We start from the raw sequence: 16,111 nt of genomic DNA, 5'->3' as shown, positions 1-16,111 counted from the left end.
TCGTCGTCAGTGTTCGGTGAATAAGGAATTAATGGGGCAACCGCTCACAGCGCGGTGAAATCGATTGCCTGAAACAAATCGGCGCCAATGCCGGCAAAACTCAGCAACGCCGGCAATTGCCCGGCAAACCCCTGGAAACCATGGTCGCCGCCGGCCTGAATGCGCAAGGCACAGGCCCGGTAATACTGCTGGGCATGGCGATAGTCCAGCGTTTCGTCCCCGGTCTGCAACCACACCTGATACCGCTGCGAATCCTGCGGCGCCGGCACTTCCAGTTCGGCCAGGGCCGTTACGTGGTCGTGGGTCAATTCCCAGGTTTCGTCGGTGTACAGGTTCTTCTGCGTCCCCAGGTATCCGTCGAACATCCGGTGCGGACTGACGGCCGGGTTGACCAGCAGGGCTTTCAGGCCATGGCGCTCGGCCAGGTGAGTCGCATAGTAGCCGCCGAGCGAGCTTCCCACCAGCAAGGGCCGGCCGAGTTCGGCGATTGCCTGCTCCAGCTGACCGATGGCTTCACGCGGGTGGTGATGCAGCGCCGGAACACGCAGTTGATCGCTCAAACCCAGCAGCTCCATCACCTCGACCAGCTGACAGGCCTTCTTCGAGGCCGGCGCGCTGTTGAAACCGTGGATATAGAGGATCGAACCGGACATTTGAGCTCCCTGGGTGTCGGCTAAAGAAAGCGGAGTTTACAGGGAGTCGAGGGTCGTTGGGCCAGCACCCGAGGAAATCAGCGCCGCGCCCCTGAATCAGTAGCCGTTGGAGCCGTAATCGACCGTGAACTGGAAATCGGTGACACGCTCCACGCCCGTCTCGATCCGCCCGTCCGGCAGCAACCGCAACCAGCGATAGCCCGGCGCCTGCTCTCCGACCTTGAAATCCTCGCTGCCCGGCTCGAACTGAATGCAGGTCGACGGCGAAGCGATCAGCCGCACGCCATTGCGCTCGCGGTCGATCTCCTGATGCACATGCCCCCACAACACGGCCCGGGCCTGCGGGAAGCGATCAAGCACGTCAAAGAACGCTTCGGGATTGCGCAAGCCGATCGGCTCCATCCATGCACAACCGATCGACACCGGGTGATGGTGGAAACACACCAGGTGATGCCGATCCGGCGCCTCGCTCAACGAGCGGGCCAGCAATTGCAGTTGGTCATCCTGCAAATACCCCGGCACCGAACCCGGCACCGCCGAGTCGAGCAGGGTCACGCGCCAGTTGCCGACATCCACCACCGATTCCAGCAGCGCGCTCTGCACCGCCGCCATTTGCATGATCTGCGGTTCGTCGTGATTGCCAGGGATCCAGCGCGCGGGGGCATCGATCTGCGCCGTCATCTGACGAAATTGCTGGTAGGACTCCAGCGTGCCGTCCTGGGACAGATCACCGCTGGCGACGATCAGGTCGATCTGCGGCTGCTGTTCGAGCACCAGTTCGATGACTTTTTGCAGGCTCTCGCGAGTTTTCATGCCTAACAGCGCACCGTCCGCCTCGGCGAACAGATGACTGTCGGACAGTTGCACCAGCAACGCCGCATCGGCAATGGTCAGAGTCGATACGCTCGGCAAGGCGTTCTCCCAGGGCTGGACGCCGGGTCGGAAAGGTTCGCAATTATGCTGGGGGAAGTCCCCGGGAAGAAACCGCCGAACCGGACGCAGTTCACAACTTGCCGCTGTAATAGAAACTATCGAACGGCGGCGTACTCGTGACCGCAGGCCAGGCAATGACTCAGCCACTCCCCGAGGAACAGATTGAGCTGGGCCTTTTCGTCCGGCTGGTGCATGGCCGCATTGGGGTAAGGATAGACGCCGCGAAAGCGTCGCGCATGTTCGGCGCTGATGACTTCGGCCATGCGCGCGTCGTGATAGACCTGCACTTCCAGTTGCGGCACCGGCAGCCATGGCAGGCTGTGTTCCTGACGCACTTGCAGGGTCGTGGTGTACGGGCAGGTCTGCAACACTTCGATGGCCAGCACTCCGAGCATCTGGTCGCCCTGGGTCACGGCGATACGCCGTGCTTCGGGGTCGCGGCGCATGTCCGGCAACAGTCGCATCAGGCGCGCGTAGTTGGCCTCGCAGGCGGCTTGCAGGCCCACAAGGTCGACACGATAACGATCGCGCAGTTTGTTTACGACCATAGCCCCCTCACTTCGGCGCGATTGAGCGCCAGCCACTGCAAGGCAATGATGCCCGGTGCATTGGCAATCCGACCGTCGCGTACGGCCTGCAGCGCATCCTCGAATGCCCAGACCGTGACGCGGATATCTTCTGCCTCTTCCTCCAGCCCATGCAGGCCGCCAACGCCTTCGGTGCTGCAACGCCCCAGATACAAATGCACGAACTCGTTGCTGCCCCCCGGCGACGGGAAATATTGCATCATCGGCCACAAAGCCTTGATGTCGAGTCCAGCTTCCTCCTGCGCTTCGCGGCGAGCAACTTCTTCCGGCACCTCTTCCTTGTCGATCAGACCGGCGACCAGCTCGACCAGCCAGGGATTGGCGGTCTTGCCCATGGCGCCGACGCGAAACTGCTCGATCAGCACCACTTCATCGCGCTGCGGATCGTAAGGCAGCAGGCACACGGCGTCGTGTCGCACGAACACTTCACGGTCGATTTCGCGGCTCATGCCACCCGCGAACAATTCATGGCGCAAATGCACACGGTCGAGCTTGTAGAAGCCCTTGTAGCATTGTTCGCGGCGCACGATATCGATGGCGGCGGGAGTGGCTTTGGCAAGATCGGTCATGGGCATCCTCGTTTACTGCAATTCCAATACGAGGCTGCGTTTTTTGTGACGGGCAACCTCGACTTCGCGCCATCCTAACGCGCCCGCGATGTTTGATGCAGCCCCTTTACCGTCAGCGGGATGGACGGTGGAGGCGAAACCCACTCTAATTAGCTTAGTGGCGAACTGACCGCTTCGTAGAGAGTCGAAGCGGTAACTTTTTGCCTTCCCCTGTTTCAGAAAGGACGCCCATGTCGCTTTTCAAAATCGCCTCCGTGGCGGCCATCGCCCTGACCCTGGGCGCCTGTGCCAGCCTGTTCCAGCCCAACTACCGCACGCCGCTGGAAGCCACCCGCGACGCCTCGGAAACCCTGAAACCCGGTTGCTCCAACCCGGACTGCCCGCTGGTGAACATCGACACCCTGCACTTCCCGGCCGAGCCTGCGCTGGACGGCATCATCGAAAAACGCCTGCTGCAATTCACCCGCACCGAGCCGAACGCACCGGTGGCGCCAACCCTGGCGGCCTATCGCGAGCAGTTCCTGCGCACGGCCGGCCCGCGCAACAGCAGCTATTTGCAGGCGAAAGTACGCGAGCAGCATGACGGTCTGGTGATTGTCGAAGTGTCGAGCTACCTGGACACCGGCGGCGCCCATGGTACGCCGGGCCGTGGTTTCATCAACTATTCGCGCCAGCAGCACAAAGTGCTGAGCCTGTCGGACATGTTGGTGCCGGGGCAGGAGGAAGCGTTCTGGAAGGCTGCGCAAGTGGCGCATAACAGCTGGCTGATCAGCACCAAGCTCGATCAGGAACCGGAATATGTGAAGAACTGGCCGTTCGTCAAAACCCCGCACGTGGCGCTGACTTACGGCGGCGTGATCCTCAAGTACGACGTGACCACCATCGCGCCTTATGCGCTGGGCCACGTCGAACTGAAGATCCCTTACCCGCGCCTGAACGGTATCATCAAGCCCGAGCTGTTTCCCGGCCGTAACTGAAGGCCCGGCCCAGCACGAGTTGCAGCAGCCCTGCCAGGACCAGCGCCGGCAGGGTTGCGCCGACATCCGGATACAGATTGGCCAGCAGGTGATAGGTGCTGATGCCACCCAGCCAGGCCAACAGCGCCGGCCAGCGCAATGCGGCCGAAGCGACCTGGCCACTGCGCTTGCGCAGGATGAAGTGATCCACCAGCACCACGCCGAACAGCGGCGCGAATACCGAGCCGATCAGCAGCAGGAAATTCTGGTACTGCGCCAAAGGCGCGAGCAGCGCGATCAGGGTGCAGATCACACCGATGGCCAAGGCCAGATGCTCGACTTTCAGACGTAGCAGAATCCCGCTGGACACCGCCGCCGAGTGAATGTCGGCAAAGGCGTTTTCCGACTCGTCCAGCAGAATCAGCAACAGCGGAATCCCGAGGCCTGCACCGGCCAGTGCCAGCAGCAGCGCGTTGACTTCACCGCTCGGCGCGAAGGCCAGGGTATAGGCGCCCCCCAGGCTCATCAGCCAGAAGTTGCCGATGAAAAAACCGGTCGCCGTACCGCCGAACACATTCTTCGCCTTCTTGCCGAAACGCGAGTAGTCGGCAATAAGCGGCAGCCACGACAGCGGCATCGCGATGGCAATGTCGAAGCCCACGGCGAACGGCATCGAACCATCCCCGGCCTGTGCCCACAAGGCGCTCAGATCAGCCTTGGCGAACAGGTTCCAGGTCAGCCAGATGCACGCGGCCAAAATCAACCAGATGCCCCATTTGCGCAGGATCTTGCGCACGAATGTCAGCGGACCGCTGACGGCGAGCAGCGTCGCCAGTGCACCGAAGCACAACGTCCACAACATCGGGCTGGCCCACAGCGAACCTTCGCTGAACGCGCGGGTGCCGAGCAGGCTGGCGGCGTCGCGCATGACGATGATTTCGAACGCCCCCCAACCGATCAGTTGCAGCAGGTTGAGCAGCGCCGGCAAGCTCGCGCCCTGGCGGCCGAGGCTGAGTTTCAGCGCGGCCATCGACGACAGGCCGGTGTCACTGCCGATCACGCCAACAGCGGCCAACAGCAGGACGCCGACCAGGGTGCCGAGGAAGATCGCCAGCAGTGATCCCGACAGGCCCAGCCCCGGCGCCAGCAATGCACCGGTCTGCAAAACCATCAGGCCGATGCCGAGGGAAAACCACAGGGAAAACAGATCACGACCGCCGAATACACGCTTGTCGGCGGGCACGGCGAGGTCGGGAGAATAAGTACCGGGTTGAATGCTCAAGGGTGTTATCTCAGAGGGACATTTGTTGTTTTTCGATCGTCATCGCGGCGGCGCGAACGCCGCCGGAATCAGGTCAGATCAAACCTTCTTGTACAGCTGACTGCCTTCCTTCCTGAACCGCTCGGCCTGTTCCGCCAGACCCTGGGCGACGTCCACGTCGACCGCGTCGATCCGCTGGTTGGCCGCGTATTCGCGGACTTCCTGAGTGATCTTCATCGAGCAGAATTTCGGCCCGCACATCGAACAGAAATGCGCGACCTTCGCCGAGTCCTTCGGCAGGGTTTCATCGTGATACGAACGGGCGGTGTCCGGGTCCAGACCGAGGTTGAACTGGTCTTCCCAACGGAATTCGAACCGCGCCTTGCTCAAGGCGTTGTCGCGGATCTGTGCGCCGGGATGCCCCTTGGCCAGGTCCGCTGCGTGGGCGGCGATCTTGTAGGTGATGATCCCGGTCTTCACGTCATCCTTGTTGGGCAGGCCCAGGTGTTCCTTCGGCGTCACGTAGCAGAGCATCGCGCAACCGAACCAGCCGATCATCGCCGCACCGATACCCGAGGTGATGTGGTCATAACCCGGTGCGATGTCGGTGGTCAGCGGGCCGAGGGTGTAGAACGGCGCCTCGTCGCAGCACTCCAGCTGCTTGTCCATGTTCTCTTTGATCAACTGCATCGGCACGTGGCCCGGGCCTTCGATCATGCACTGCACGTCGTGCTTCCAGGCGATCTTGGTCAGCTCGCCGAGGGTTTCCAGTTCGCCGAACTGCGCTTCGTCGTTGGCGTCGGCAATCGAGCCCGGACGCAGGCCGTCGCCCAGCGAAAAGCTGACGTCGTAGGCCTTCATGATTTCGCAGATTTCGTCGAAGTGGGTATAGAGGAAGTTCTCTTTGTGGTGCGCCAGGCACCACTTGGCCATGATCGAACCACCACGGGAAACGATGCCGGTCACGCGCTTGGCGGTCAGCGGCACGTAGCGAAGCAGCACGCCGGCGTGGATGGTGAAGTAGTCGACGCCCTGCTCCGCCTGTTCGATCAGCGTGTCGCGGAACAGCTCCCAGGTCAGGTCTTCAGCGACGCCGTTAACTTTTTCCAGTGCCTGATAAATCGGCACGGTGCCGATCGGCACTGGCGAGTTACGGATGATCCACTCGCGGGTTTCGTGAATGTGCTTGCCGGTGGACAAGTCCATGACAGTGTCCGAACCCCAGCGAATGCCCCAGGTCAGTTTCGCCACTTCTTCTTCGATGGACGAACCCAGCGCACTGTTGCCGATGTTGCCGTTGATCTTCACCAGGAAATTGCGGCCGATGATCATCGGTTCCAGTTCGACGTGGTTGATGTTGGCCGGGATGATCGCGCGGCCACGGGCGATTTCTTCACGCACGAATTCAGGAGTGATTTCTTTCGGGATGCTCGCGCCAAAACTGTGGCCGGCGTGTTGCTGGTTCAGCAGGCCGGCAGCCCGGGCCTCTTGCAGCTTCATGTTTTCGCGGATGGCGACGTATTCCATCTCGGCGGTGATGATGCCTTGGCGGGCGTAGTGCATCTGGCTGACATTGGCCCCGGCCTTGGCGCGGCGCGGGTTGTTGACGTGGGCGAAGCGCAGCTTGGTCAGCTCCGGATCGGCCAAGCGTTCCTGACCGAAATTCGAACTCAGGCCTGGCAGACGCTCGGTGTCGCCACGGTCTTCGATCCACGCCGAACGCACATCGCCCAGACCTTTGCGTACGTCGATCACCACGTTCGGATCGGTGTACGGGCCTGAGGTGTCGTAGACGGTAACGGGCGCGTTGATTTCGCCGCCGAAGTCGGTCGGGGTCACATCGAGGGTGATTTCGCGCATCGGCACGCGGATGTCCGGGCGGGAGCCCTGAACGTAGACTTTTTGCGAACGGGTGAACGGTTGAACCGACTGCTCGTCGACCTTGGCCGAGTCACTCAGGTTGATCGCGTTTTTAGATTTTGTAGTCATCACGGGCTCTCCAGACAGCATCCAGGCAGTGGATTGTCGGAGCAGAACCTGAAAGGCACGGACGCACCAGGACTGGTGCTGTGCATCGTCGTCGAGCGTTCGATTGTCGAACAATTTCCCGGACGAAGCACAAGAGGACTCGCCGGGTGACGAGAAATCTTGTTCCCTACGCAGGCGCTAACCTGATCAGGTTCAACGGGATCCGAAATTATTCGATCTCAGCCTCATAGCAAGGCACCCCGACAAGAACCCGGCCAGTCTAGACACAACCGGCAAAGAACGCCAACACCGTGGCAAACACCATGATGAATGGCGCAATTGCGGGTGTTTGCAGGATTGTGACCGGCTCAATGCGCAACTACACTCGCCTTGCCCCGCTGCGCCTTGACGCTACGGGGCTTGCGCCTTACCTTTGGCGCCCGGATTATTTCCATAATATTTTGCTAGGGATCGCCTCATGCTGCGCAAACTCTCACTGGCTGTTGCCGTGTCTTGTGCGTCCAACGCAATGGTCTGGGCAGCAGAAGCGCCCTTGTCGACCAAGACCGATCTGGTCAGCGTCTATCAGGAAGCGGTCGACAACAACGCCGATCTGGCCGCCGCCCGCGCCCAGTACGGTGCCCAGAAAGAAGTCGTGCCACAGGCCCGCGCCGGGCTGCTACCGAACCTCTCCGGCGGTGCCGAAACCGCCGCCGTGCGCACCTCGATCGACCAGCCCTCGGCCATCGCCAACCGCAGCGCGCATTCCTATCAGGCGACGCTGGCGCAGCCGCTGTTCCGCGCCGATCGCTGGTTCCAGTACCAGGCTGCCAAGGACGTCAACGAGCAGGCCGCGCTACAACTCTCGGCCACCGAGCAGAACCTGATCCTGCAATCGGCCGAAAGCTATTTCAACGTGCTGCGCAGCCAGGACAACCTGGCCTCGACCAAGGCTGAAGAAGCGGCGTTCAAGCGCCAGCTCGACCAGTCCAACGAGCGCTTCGACGTGGGCCTGTCGGACAAGACAGACGTGCTGCAATCGCAAGCCAGTTACGACACCGCCCGGGCCAACCGGATCGTCGCCCAGCGTCAGGTCGATGATGCGTTCGAAGCGCTGATCACCCTGACCAACCGCCAGTACAACTCGATTCAGGGCATTGTCCACACCCTGCCGATCCTGCCGCCAGCGCCGAACGACGCCAAGGCCTGGGTCGACACTGCCGCGAAACAGAACCTCAATCTGCTGGCCAGCAACTTTGCGGTGAGTTCCGCCGAACAGACCTTGAAACAGCGCAAGGCCGGCCACCTGCCGACCCTCGACGCCGTGGCCAAATACGAAAAAGGCGACAACGACGCTCTCGGCTTCTCCAACCCGAGCGCCTTCGGCACGCCGTATCACGGCAACGTCGAACAGAGCACCGTGGGCCTGCAACTGAACATCCCGATCTACAGCGGCGGGCTGACCAGCTCCCAGGTGCGCCAGTCTTACGCGCAACTGGATCAGAGCGAGCAGCAGCGCGAAAGCCTGCGCCGGCAGATCGTGGAAAACACCCGCAACCTGCACCGCGCGGTGAACACCGACGTCGAACAGGTGCAGGCGCGCCGGCAGTCGATCATCTCCAACCAGAGCGCGGTGGAAGCCACGGAAATCGGTTATCAGGTAGGTACGCGCAACATCGTCGACGTGCTCGACGCCCAGCGTCAGCTCTACACCTCGGTGCGCAACTACAACAACACCCGCTACGACTACATCCTCGACAACCTGCGCCTGAAGCAGGCGGCGGGGACGTTGAACCCGGGTGACCTGCAGGACCTGACCCGTTATCTGAAAGCCGACTACAACCCGGACAAGGACTTCCTGCCGCCGGATCTGGCCAAGGCCGCCGAAGCCCAGCTCAAGGCCCGGCCTTAAACAAAAACGCAGCCCTGAGGCTGCGTTTTTTATGGGCGGTCGATCAGCCTTCCCAGTCCATCAAGCAAGCGCTGCAACGCGCCCTGATTGCGACGCATCACGCTCAGCCCGGCTTCCGCCATGCGCTGCGCATCCCGTGGCAATTCGAACAACCGCTGCACTTCTGTCGCCAGACCTTCGGCGTCATCCACTTCGGCCAAGGCTCCGGCGCTGCGCAGTTGGGCGGCGATATCGAGGAAGTTGAACAGGTGCGGGCCGCTGATCACCGGTTTTGCCAGCGCTGCCGGTTCAAGAAGGTTGTGGCCGCCGTTGGGCACCAGGCTGCCGCCGACGAATGCGCTGTCGGCCAGAGCATAGAGAAACAGCAACTCGCCCATGGTGTCGCCGAGCAGCACCGAGGTTGTGGCATCGACGTTGGCGCCGGTCGAACGACGCACCGTGGCGAAACCTTCTCGCTGGCACAGTTCGAACACCGAGTTGAAACGTTCAGGATGGCGAGGCACCAGAATCAGCAACGCATCGGGATGGTTGGCCAGCAAGCGGCGATGGGCATTGAGCACCACCTCGTCTTCGCCTTCATGGGTGCTGGCGGCGATCCACACCGGACGCTCCTGCGCCTGCCATTGGCCGCGCAGTTCAGCGGCGCGTTGCAACAGCTGCGGGTCGATGGTCAGGTCGAACTTGATCGAGCCGGTGACTTCGACCGTCTCCGGGCGCGCACCGAGATCGCGGAAGCGCCGGGCTTCGGCTTCGGTCTGCACGGCGAACAGGCTCATCTCGGCGAGCATCGGCGCAGTCAGCTTGCTGAACCGACCGTAACCTTTGGCCGAACGCTCGGACAGGCGTCCGTTGGCCAGCGCCACCGGAATCCCGCGCTTGGCGCATTGGTGAATGTGGTTGGGCCAGAGTTCGGTTTCCATGATCACCGCCAGTTTCGGCTGCACGCGGTCGAGAAAACGCGCCGCGGCGCAGGGCAAATCGTAAGGCAGGTAGCAATGCTGGATGCGCGACTCGTTGGCGAACAGCGCATGGATACGTTCCGAACCGGTTGGCGTCATGCAGGTCACGGTGATCGGAAGCGTCGGATAACGTTGCAGCAGTGCGCGGATCATCGGCGCGGCGGCGATGCTTTCGCCCACCGACACGGCGTGAACCCAGATACCACCGGGTTGCAAGGTCGGCATGCCGTAGGAGAAACGTTCGCCAATCCGCTTGGCATACGCCGGCGCCTTGCGCGAGCGCAGCCACAGCCGAATCGCCACCAATGGCAGCCCCAGGTAAAACAGCGCGGTGTAGAGAGTTCTATTCATGGCGGCGGAGTTTATCGGCTTTTACCGCCGATCGCCCGCAGGTGTATGGCAAATCGCTCCGCCAGCCAACGCGCCGCCGGCCCCAGCGGTTCGTCGCGGCGCCAGACCAGCTCCACCACCAGCGCCGGCGGTGTCCATTCGCTGTCGAGTTCCACCATCAGGCCTTGATATGCCGAGTACTGCACCACGTGGCGCGGCAGCCAGGCCCAGCCGAGATCGCGAACCAGCCATTCAGCCATCACGTAGAAACTGTCGGCGCGCCACACCTGAGGGCTGGCCGGTTCACTGCCGGGGTAGACGCTGGTCTGGGTCGACATCAGCAGTTGCCGATGTTGCGCAAGCTGCTGGCAGTTGACCCGGGACTGCGCCGCCAGCGGATGATTGACGCCGCAGACCGTGACCATTTCCACGCTGCCCAGCACCCGGCGTTCCAGCGCTTCGGGGATTTCATCGTGATAGAACAGCAGCCCGAGATCGGCCCGGCGCTCCACCAGTTTGCGCGAAACCTCGCCCTGGGCCGCGCTGGTCAGTTGCACCTCCAGACTTGGAAACTGCTCGGCCAACGCACCGAAGCTTTCCACCAGTGCCTGATAAGGCATCGCCTCATCCTGGGCCACCCGTAATTGCGCCTCCTGACCGCGCAACATTGCCATGGCCCGGCCGTTCAGGCGCTCGCACTGACGCAGCACTTCTCGCGCCTCTTCGAGCAAGGCTGCACCCGCTTCGGTAAGACTCGGCTGACGACCGCTGCTACGCTCGAACAGACTGACACCGAGATCGTCCTCCAACATGGCAATCGCGCTGCTGATCGCCGACTGCGCCTTGCGTTGCTCGCGCGCCACGGCGGAGAACGAGCGCTGTTCGGCGACCGCGACGAAGACGCGTAACTGATCCAGATTCCATTGCATGCTCATCGGCCAACCCATCTCATATACAGATAGGTAATGACTTTACCCCATCCGGGTAGTCACTAGAATGCCGCCTCAGAAAGCAACGCTTCACACGAGGATTTGAACATGAACGCCTACGTCTATCTGGCCATCGCCATTTGCGCCGAAGTGATCGCCACCGTTTCGATGAAAGCCGTCAAGGGCATCAGCACGCCTCTGCCCTTGGTGCTGGTCATCGTCGGCTACGCCATCGCGTTCTGGATGCTGACGCTGGTGGTGCGCAGCGTGCCGGTGGGCGTGGCCTACGCGGTGTGGGCCGGTATGGGCATCGTGATGGTCAGCGTCGCCGCGCTGTTCATCTATGGGCAAAAGCTGGACGTGCCGGCGATGCTCGGTATGGCGCTGATCGTGCTCGGCGTGGTGGTGATCCAGCTGTTCTCGAAAACGGCCGGGCACTGATAAGCCGATCCAGATTTCTGTGGGAGCCAGTGTGCTCCCACAGTGGCGGGTACCTTCCCTCTGTTGATCATCGACAAATCCCCTTTTCCCCGAGTCTGTATACTGCGCCCTCGTCTTGAACACTGAGGTCGTTGCATGCCATCTCCCATTTCCACCGACGTGCTGATTGTCGGCGCTGGCGTCGCCGGTCTCTGGCTGAACGCGCGCCTGCGTCGCCAGGGTTTCTCGACCGTGCTGGTGGAAAGCGCCAGCCTCGGCGGCGGGCAGAGTGTGAAGTCCCAGGGCATCATCCACGGCGGCGCCAAGTACGCGCTGCACGGTGCGCTGACTGGTGCCTCGGAAGCCATCGCCGACATGCCGCGCCGCTGGCGTGAAGCCCTGGCCGGCAACGGCGAACTGAACCTGAGCGGCGTGCGCCTGCTGTCCGAAGCCCATTACCTGTGGTCACCGGGCACCCTGGCCGGCAACCTCACCAGTTTTTTCGCCAGCAAAGCGGTGCGCGGCCGGGTCGATCAGGTCAAGGGCGATCAATTGCCACCAGCCTTGCAAGACAAACGCTTCAAGGGCAAGGTCTACCGCCTCGCCGAACTGGTGGTCGACGTACCGAGCGTGATCCAGCGTCTTGCCGACCTCGCCGGTGACGGCTTGCTGGCCGGCCAGAACATCGAGCCGCTGCTGGAAAGCGGCGTGCTGGTCGGCCTGAAGGTCGACGGTCGTGAGATCCGCGCCCAGCGCATCGTGCTCAGCGCCGGTGCCGGTACCGCAGCGTTGCTGGAAGCTCTCGGCCTGACCCATCCGGCCATGCAACGCCGGCCGCTGCACATGATCATCGCCAAGGGCCCAGGACTGAAGCCGCTGTACGCTCACTGCCTCGGTGGCGGCACCAAGCCGCGCATCACCGTAACCACTCACCCGGCCGCTGACGGCCAGTGGGTCTGGTATCTGGGCGGCGACATTGCCGAATCCGAAGGCGTGGCCCGTGAGCCGGCCGAGCAGATCGCCACTGCACAAAAGGAAATCGCACAGTTGTTGCCGTGGATCGACCTGAGCAACGTGCAATGGGCGACCCTGCGCGTCGACCGCGCCGAACCGCTGCAAACCGGCCTGACTCGCCCGGACAACGCGTTCCTCGCCGAGGAAGGTCGCCTGCTGGTCGGCTGGCCAACCAAACTCGCCCTGGCGCCGGACTTCGCTGACAGGGTGATTGCGTCCCTGGCACGCGATGGCATCCAGCCGGGCCACCCGGCTCCGCTGCCCGAGCTGCCGAAACCACCGATGGGCGTTCCGGCCTGGGAGCAACTGCTGCCATGAGCCTGCCGACCCTGCACGATCTGCATCGCCCGTTGGGAAGTCTCGGCCTGCTGGTTTCCCCACTGGGCCTGGGCACCGTCAAGCTTGGCCGCGACCAGGGCGTGAAATACCCCAACGGTTTTCAGATCCCCGACGACGACGCCGCGCGGATGCTGCTCAAGCAGGCGCGGGAGCTGGGGATCAACCTGATCGACACCGCGCCGGCCTATGGCCGCAGCGAAGAACGCCTCGGCCCGTTGTTGCGTGGCGAGCGTCAGGACTGGGTGATCGTCAGCAAGGTCGGCGAAGAGTTTGTCGATGGCCAGTCGACTCACAACTTCAGCGCCGCCCACACGCGGATGTCGGTGGAGCGCAGCCTGCAACGTCTTGAAACCGATTTTATCGACCTGGTGCTGGTGCACTCCGACGGCAACGACCTGGCGATCCTCAACGACAGCGAAGTCTACGCAACCCTCGCGGCGCTCAAGGCCGAGGGCAAGATTCGTGGCTTCGGTTTCTCCGGCAAAACCGTCGACGGTGGACTCAAAGCGCTGGAGCAAGGCGACTGCGCGATGGTCACCTACAATCTGAACGAACAAAAAGAGAAGGCGGTCATTGACTATGCTGCTGCCCACGGCAAAGCCATTCTGGTGAAAAAAGCTCTGGCCAGCGGTCACGTGTGCCTGAGTCCCGGCGTGGATCCGGTGCGCGCCAGCTTCGAGTTGTTGTTCGCCCAGCCCGGCGTGGCCAGTGCCATCGTCGGGACAATCAATCCGCTGCACCTCGCCCATAACGTTGCGACCGTTGCCCAGGTCCTTCGTGGTCACTGACGCCGCCCCGCGGCCTTAAGCAGGAGCCGACATGCCGCGTACGCTCATCAGAAAGAACCCGAGCAACTTCAAGACGCTGCCGCTGTTCGTCGAAGCGACGCCCGAAGGCCTGACCTATCAGAGCGTCGGCATGCCGCTGAATTTCGCCCAGACTTTGCAACGGCGCAAACCGGTCAGCGTGGCTGACGCCGAGCGCTTTGCGCTGGAGCTGGCCAACCTTGGTGTTTCGGTACGTCTGACCCTGCACTGGCAGAATCGCGATTATTGGGTGCTGGTGCGCCAGCGTCGGCAGGATCGCGGCGACGTCGTGCTCAAGCTGATTTCCGGCTACGTGCCGGCCCATGAACTGAACATTCCGCTGCACACGGCGATCCAGGAGATTGCCGAAGAATGCCTGCTGGAAACCCCGGAAGGCTGGCTCGGCGGGCGCTTCAACGACACCTGGCTGCCGGCGCCGTACGCCTCGGCGCTGCATTATCGCGAGGCCCTGCCCTTTCGCCTGACACCGTTGTCCGGCTCGGCACGGCCAGTGCGCTGCGCCAATCTGCAATTGCTCGAACGGCCACGGGCCTACGTGCACTTGCCGACCGCGTCCCTGCAATTGATTTACGACCTGCGCCTCGACGTGCCCAAGGAAGCCAAGAGCCTGAGTCTGTTCCATGTCGATGAACGGCTGGAAGGCGATCAACTGGTTGCCCGGCTCGACCGCAAACGCCCCGATCTGTACTTGATGCCATTGCAGGATGGCGAACCGCTCCCTGAGCTGTATACGCTGAAGAAAGGTCAGTTATACCCGGCGGGCACTCGCGGCCTGTATCTGGCCGAGAGTTTCGCCCGACAGGACGGCTGGCTTGTACGAGATGAACGGATTCGCTGGAAGGACTGGCTGCGCCAACAGGGTTTGACGCCGCCACCCAAGGACACGGGGCTGACGCGATTGCGCGGCAAGGCGAAACAACTTCTGAAGAAGATCGTACCGCGCAAGAAAGTGAACTCCTGAACGGCAAAAGACCGCGTCTGCGAGTGACCCCAGAAAGTCAATCGCAGACGCGGTCTTTATGTTTGCATCACTCGGACTTGCGGATTTTTTCCACAATCGCGGTGGTCGAGCTGTTTTCCACCAGCCCCAACACCTTCACGGTGCCGCCATAGGCTTTGACGATGTCGGCGCCGACAACCTGGTCGATGCCATAGTCACCGCCCTTCACCAATACGTCCGGCTTGACCTCGCGCAGCAGGTTTTCCGGGGTGCCTTCGGCGAAGCTGATAACCCAGTCCACCGCACCGAGACCGGCGAGAACCGCCATGCGCCGATCGACGCTGTTGATCGGCCGGCCCGGGCCTTTCAGGCGGCTGACCGAAGCATCGTCGTTGATCGCGACGATCAGACGATCGCCTTGCGCCCGCGCCTGCTCGAGGTAGGTCACGTGCCCGGCGTGGAGGATGTCGAAGCAGCCGTTGGTGAACACGATCCGCTCGTTGTGTGCACGGGCATCGGCCACCGCCAGCAGCAGTTGCTCAAGACCCAGCACGCCACGTTCGGAACCTTCCTCGCGCTGAATGGCGCGACGCAGTTCCGGGGCGCTGATCGCCGCCGTACCCAGTTTGCCGACCACGATGCCCGCCGCCAGGTTGGCCAGCGCCACCGCGTGCGGCAGTTCTTCACCAGCGGCAATCGCGGCCGCCAGGGTGGAAATCACCGTGTCGCCGGCACCGGTCACGTCGAACACTTCACGGGCCCGGGCCGGCAGGTGCAGCGCCGGATGATCCGGACGCAGCAAGGTCATGCCGTGCTCGCCGCGAGTCACCAGCAGTGCGCCGAGCTCAAGGTCGTGCATCAGTTTCGCGCCCTTGCCCACCAGTTCGTGCTCGTCGACGCAACCGCCGACGATGGCTTCGAACTCGCTGAGATTCGGGGTGATCAGGCTCGCGCCACGGTAGATCGAAAAATCCTTGCCCTTCGGATCGGCCAGCACCGGAATGCCTTTGGCACGGGCGGCCTGGATCAGCGCCTGATGGTTTTTCAGGGCACCTTTGCCGTAGTCGGACAGCACCAGCACCTTGATGCCTTCCAGCAGGTCGTCGACCTGGGAGGCGAGCGCGAGGGCGTCGGTGGCGAACGGTTCTTCGAAGTCGATACGCAGCAATTGCTGGTGCCGGCTCATGACCCGCAGCTTGACGATGGTCGGCTGGTGCGCGATGCGCTGGAACAAGGCACGCACGCCCGCCCCCTTGAGACTGTTGCTCAGGCTGTCGGCGGCCTCGTCGTCACCGGTCACACCGACCAGCGACGCCGGCGCACCCAGCGCGGCAATGTTCAAGGCAACGTTGGCGGCACCGCCCGGGCGATCTTCAATTTGCTCGACCTTTACAACCGGAACCGGCGCCTCAGGGGAAATCCGTGAGGTACCACCATGCCAGTAACGGTCGAGCATGACATCGCCGACCACCAAGACAGGGGCTTGATCGAATCGCGGCATGGACAACTTCATG

General features: G+C 62.5%; 15 protein-coding genes and 1 riboswitch. Of the genes, 6 read left to right on the top strand and 9 right to left on the bottom strand.

The features are described from left to right. Positions 1–44 precede the first annotated feature (44 nt). From CAF87_RS19375 to CAF87_RS19360, 4 genes are all read right to left on the bottom strand, one after another. The gene (locus tag CAF87_RS19375; RefSeq protein WP_085732646.1) at positions 45–653 is read right to left on the bottom strand and encodes a YqiA/YcfP family alpha/beta fold hydrolase; all 609 of its coding nucleotides are present in this window, start codon (positions 651–653) and stop codon (positions 45–47) included. 96 nt (positions 654–749) lie between these two features. After that, positions 750–1,565, bottom strand: coding sequence for a 3',5'-cyclic-AMP phosphodiesterase (cpdA, locus tag CAF87_RS19370; RefSeq protein ID WP_085732645.1), 816 nt, complete (start codon positions 1,563–1,565; stop codon positions 750–752). A gap of 116 nt (positions 1,566–1,681) precedes the next feature. Then, positions 1,682–2,134: a DUF1249 domain-containing protein gene (locus tag CAF87_RS19365; RefSeq protein WP_085732644.1), complete on the bottom strand. Its 453-nt coding sequence runs from the start codon at positions 2,132–2,134 to the stop codon at positions 1,682–1,684. After that, the gene (locus CAF87_RS19360) at positions 2,125–2,742 is read right to left on the bottom strand and encodes an NUDIX domain-containing protein (RefSeq protein ID WP_085732643.1); all 618 of its coding nucleotides are present in this window, start codon (positions 2,740–2,742) and stop codon (positions 2,125–2,127) included. The genes CAF87_RS19365 and CAF87_RS19360 overlap by 10 nt, the downstream gene beginning before the upstream one ends. Before the next feature lie 230 nt (positions 2,743–2,972). Here CAF87_RS19360 and CAF87_RS19355 point away from each other — a divergent pair, with 230 nt between their 5' ends. After that, complete coding sequence (locus CAF87_RS19355) at positions 2,973–3,719, top strand: RsiV family protein (protein WP_085732642.1); 747 nt, start codon at positions 2,973–2,975, stop codon at positions 3,717–3,719. Here CAF87_RS19355 and cytX read toward each other — a convergent pair. Together cytX and thiC are read right to left on the bottom strand one after the other, a co-directional pair. Continuing rightward, complete coding sequence (cytX, locus tag CAF87_RS19350; protein ID WP_085732641.1) at positions 3,688–4,980, bottom strand: putative hydroxymethylpyrimidine transporter CytX; 1,293 nt, start codon at positions 4,978–4,980, stop codon at positions 3,688–3,690. The two genes, CAF87_RS19355 and cytX, sit on opposite strands and share 32 nt — an antisense overlap. A gap of 78 nt (positions 4,981–5,058) precedes the next feature. After that, a complete protein-coding gene (gene thiC, locus CAF87_RS19345; RefSeq protein WP_085732640.1) occupies positions 5,059–6,948 on the bottom strand; it encodes a phosphomethylpyrimidine synthase ThiC in 1,890 nt (629 codons plus the stop codon). Positions 6,949–7,094: 146 nt separating this feature from the next. Next, positions 7,095–7,200, bottom strand: a riboswitch (TPP riboswitch). A gap of 205 nt (positions 7,201–7,405) precedes the next feature. On the opposite strand from thiC, the gene CAF87_RS19340 reads away from it, so the two are divergent. After that, entirely contained in the window at positions 7,406–8,839 is a 1,434-nt protein-coding gene (locus CAF87_RS19340; protein ID WP_085732639.1) for a TolC family outer membrane protein, read from the top strand. Positions 8,840–8,868: 29 nt separating this feature from the next. Here CAF87_RS19340 and waaA read toward each other — a convergent pair whose 3' ends face one another. After that, complete coding sequence (gene waaA, locus CAF87_RS19335; RefSeq protein WP_085732638.1) at positions 8,869–10,149, bottom strand: lipid IV(A) 3-deoxy-D-manno-octulosonic acid transferase; 1,281 nt, start codon at positions 10,147–10,149, stop codon at positions 8,869–8,871. An 11-nt stretch (positions 10,150–10,160) separates the two neighbouring features. Continuing rightward, on the bottom strand, positions 10,161–11,063 hold the full coding sequence (locus CAF87_RS19330; protein ID WP_085732794.1) for a LysR family transcriptional regulator: 903 nt from the start codon (positions 11,061–11,063) through the stop codon (positions 10,161–10,163). A 102-nt stretch (positions 11,064–11,165) separates the two neighbouring features. Here CAF87_RS19330 and CAF87_RS19325 point away from each other — a divergent pair, with 102 nt between their 5' ends. The 4 genes from CAF87_RS19325 to CAF87_RS19310 all read left to right on the top strand — a co-directional run bounded on the left by CAF87_RS19325 (position 11,166) and on the right by CAF87_RS19310 (position 14,618). Then, positions 11,166–11,498, top strand: coding sequence for a multidrug efflux SMR transporter (locus CAF87_RS19325; protein WP_085732637.1), 333 nt, complete (start codon positions 11,166–11,168; stop codon positions 11,496–11,498). Positions 11,499–11,633: 135 nt separating this feature from the next. After that, positions 11,634–12,809, top strand: a complete 1,176-nt coding sequence (locus CAF87_RS19320) for an FAD-binding oxidoreductase (protein WP_085732636.1) — start codon at positions 11,634–11,636, stop codon at positions 12,807–12,809. Next, positions 12,806–13,618 (top strand): aldo/keto reductase, encoded by an 813-nt coding sequence (locus CAF87_RS19315; RefSeq protein WP_085732635.1) that lies wholly within the window; start codon positions 12,806–12,808, stop codon positions 13,616–13,618. Before CAF87_RS19320 ends, CAF87_RS19315 begins: the two co-directional genes overlap by 4 nt. 31 nt (positions 13,619–13,649) lie before the next feature. After that, entirely contained in the window at positions 13,650–14,618 is a 969-nt protein-coding gene (locus tag CAF87_RS19310; RefSeq protein WP_085732634.1) for a metal ABC transporter ATPase, read from the top strand. Between the two features lie 67 nt (positions 14,619–14,685). Here CAF87_RS19310 and hldE read toward each other — a convergent pair whose 3' ends face one another. Next, positions 14,686–16,110 (bottom strand): bifunctional D-glycero-beta-D-manno-heptose-7-phosphate kinase/D-glycero-beta-D-manno-heptose 1-phosphate adenylyltransferase HldE, encoded by a 1,425-nt coding sequence (gene hldE / locus CAF87_RS19305; protein ID WP_085732633.1) that lies wholly within the window; start codon positions 16,108–16,110, stop codon positions 14,686–14,688. Position 16,111: the final 1 nt, after the last annotated feature.

Origin of the sequence: Pseudomonas sp. R38(2017), from assembly GCF_002112395.1 — a bacterium.
GTDB lineage: Bacteria > Pseudomonadota > Gammaproteobacteria > Pseudomonadales > Pseudomonadaceae > Aquipseudomonas.
The sequence above is the reverse complement of the archived record's forward strand: the minus strand, read 5'-3'. Positions and strand labels throughout refer to the sequence as shown.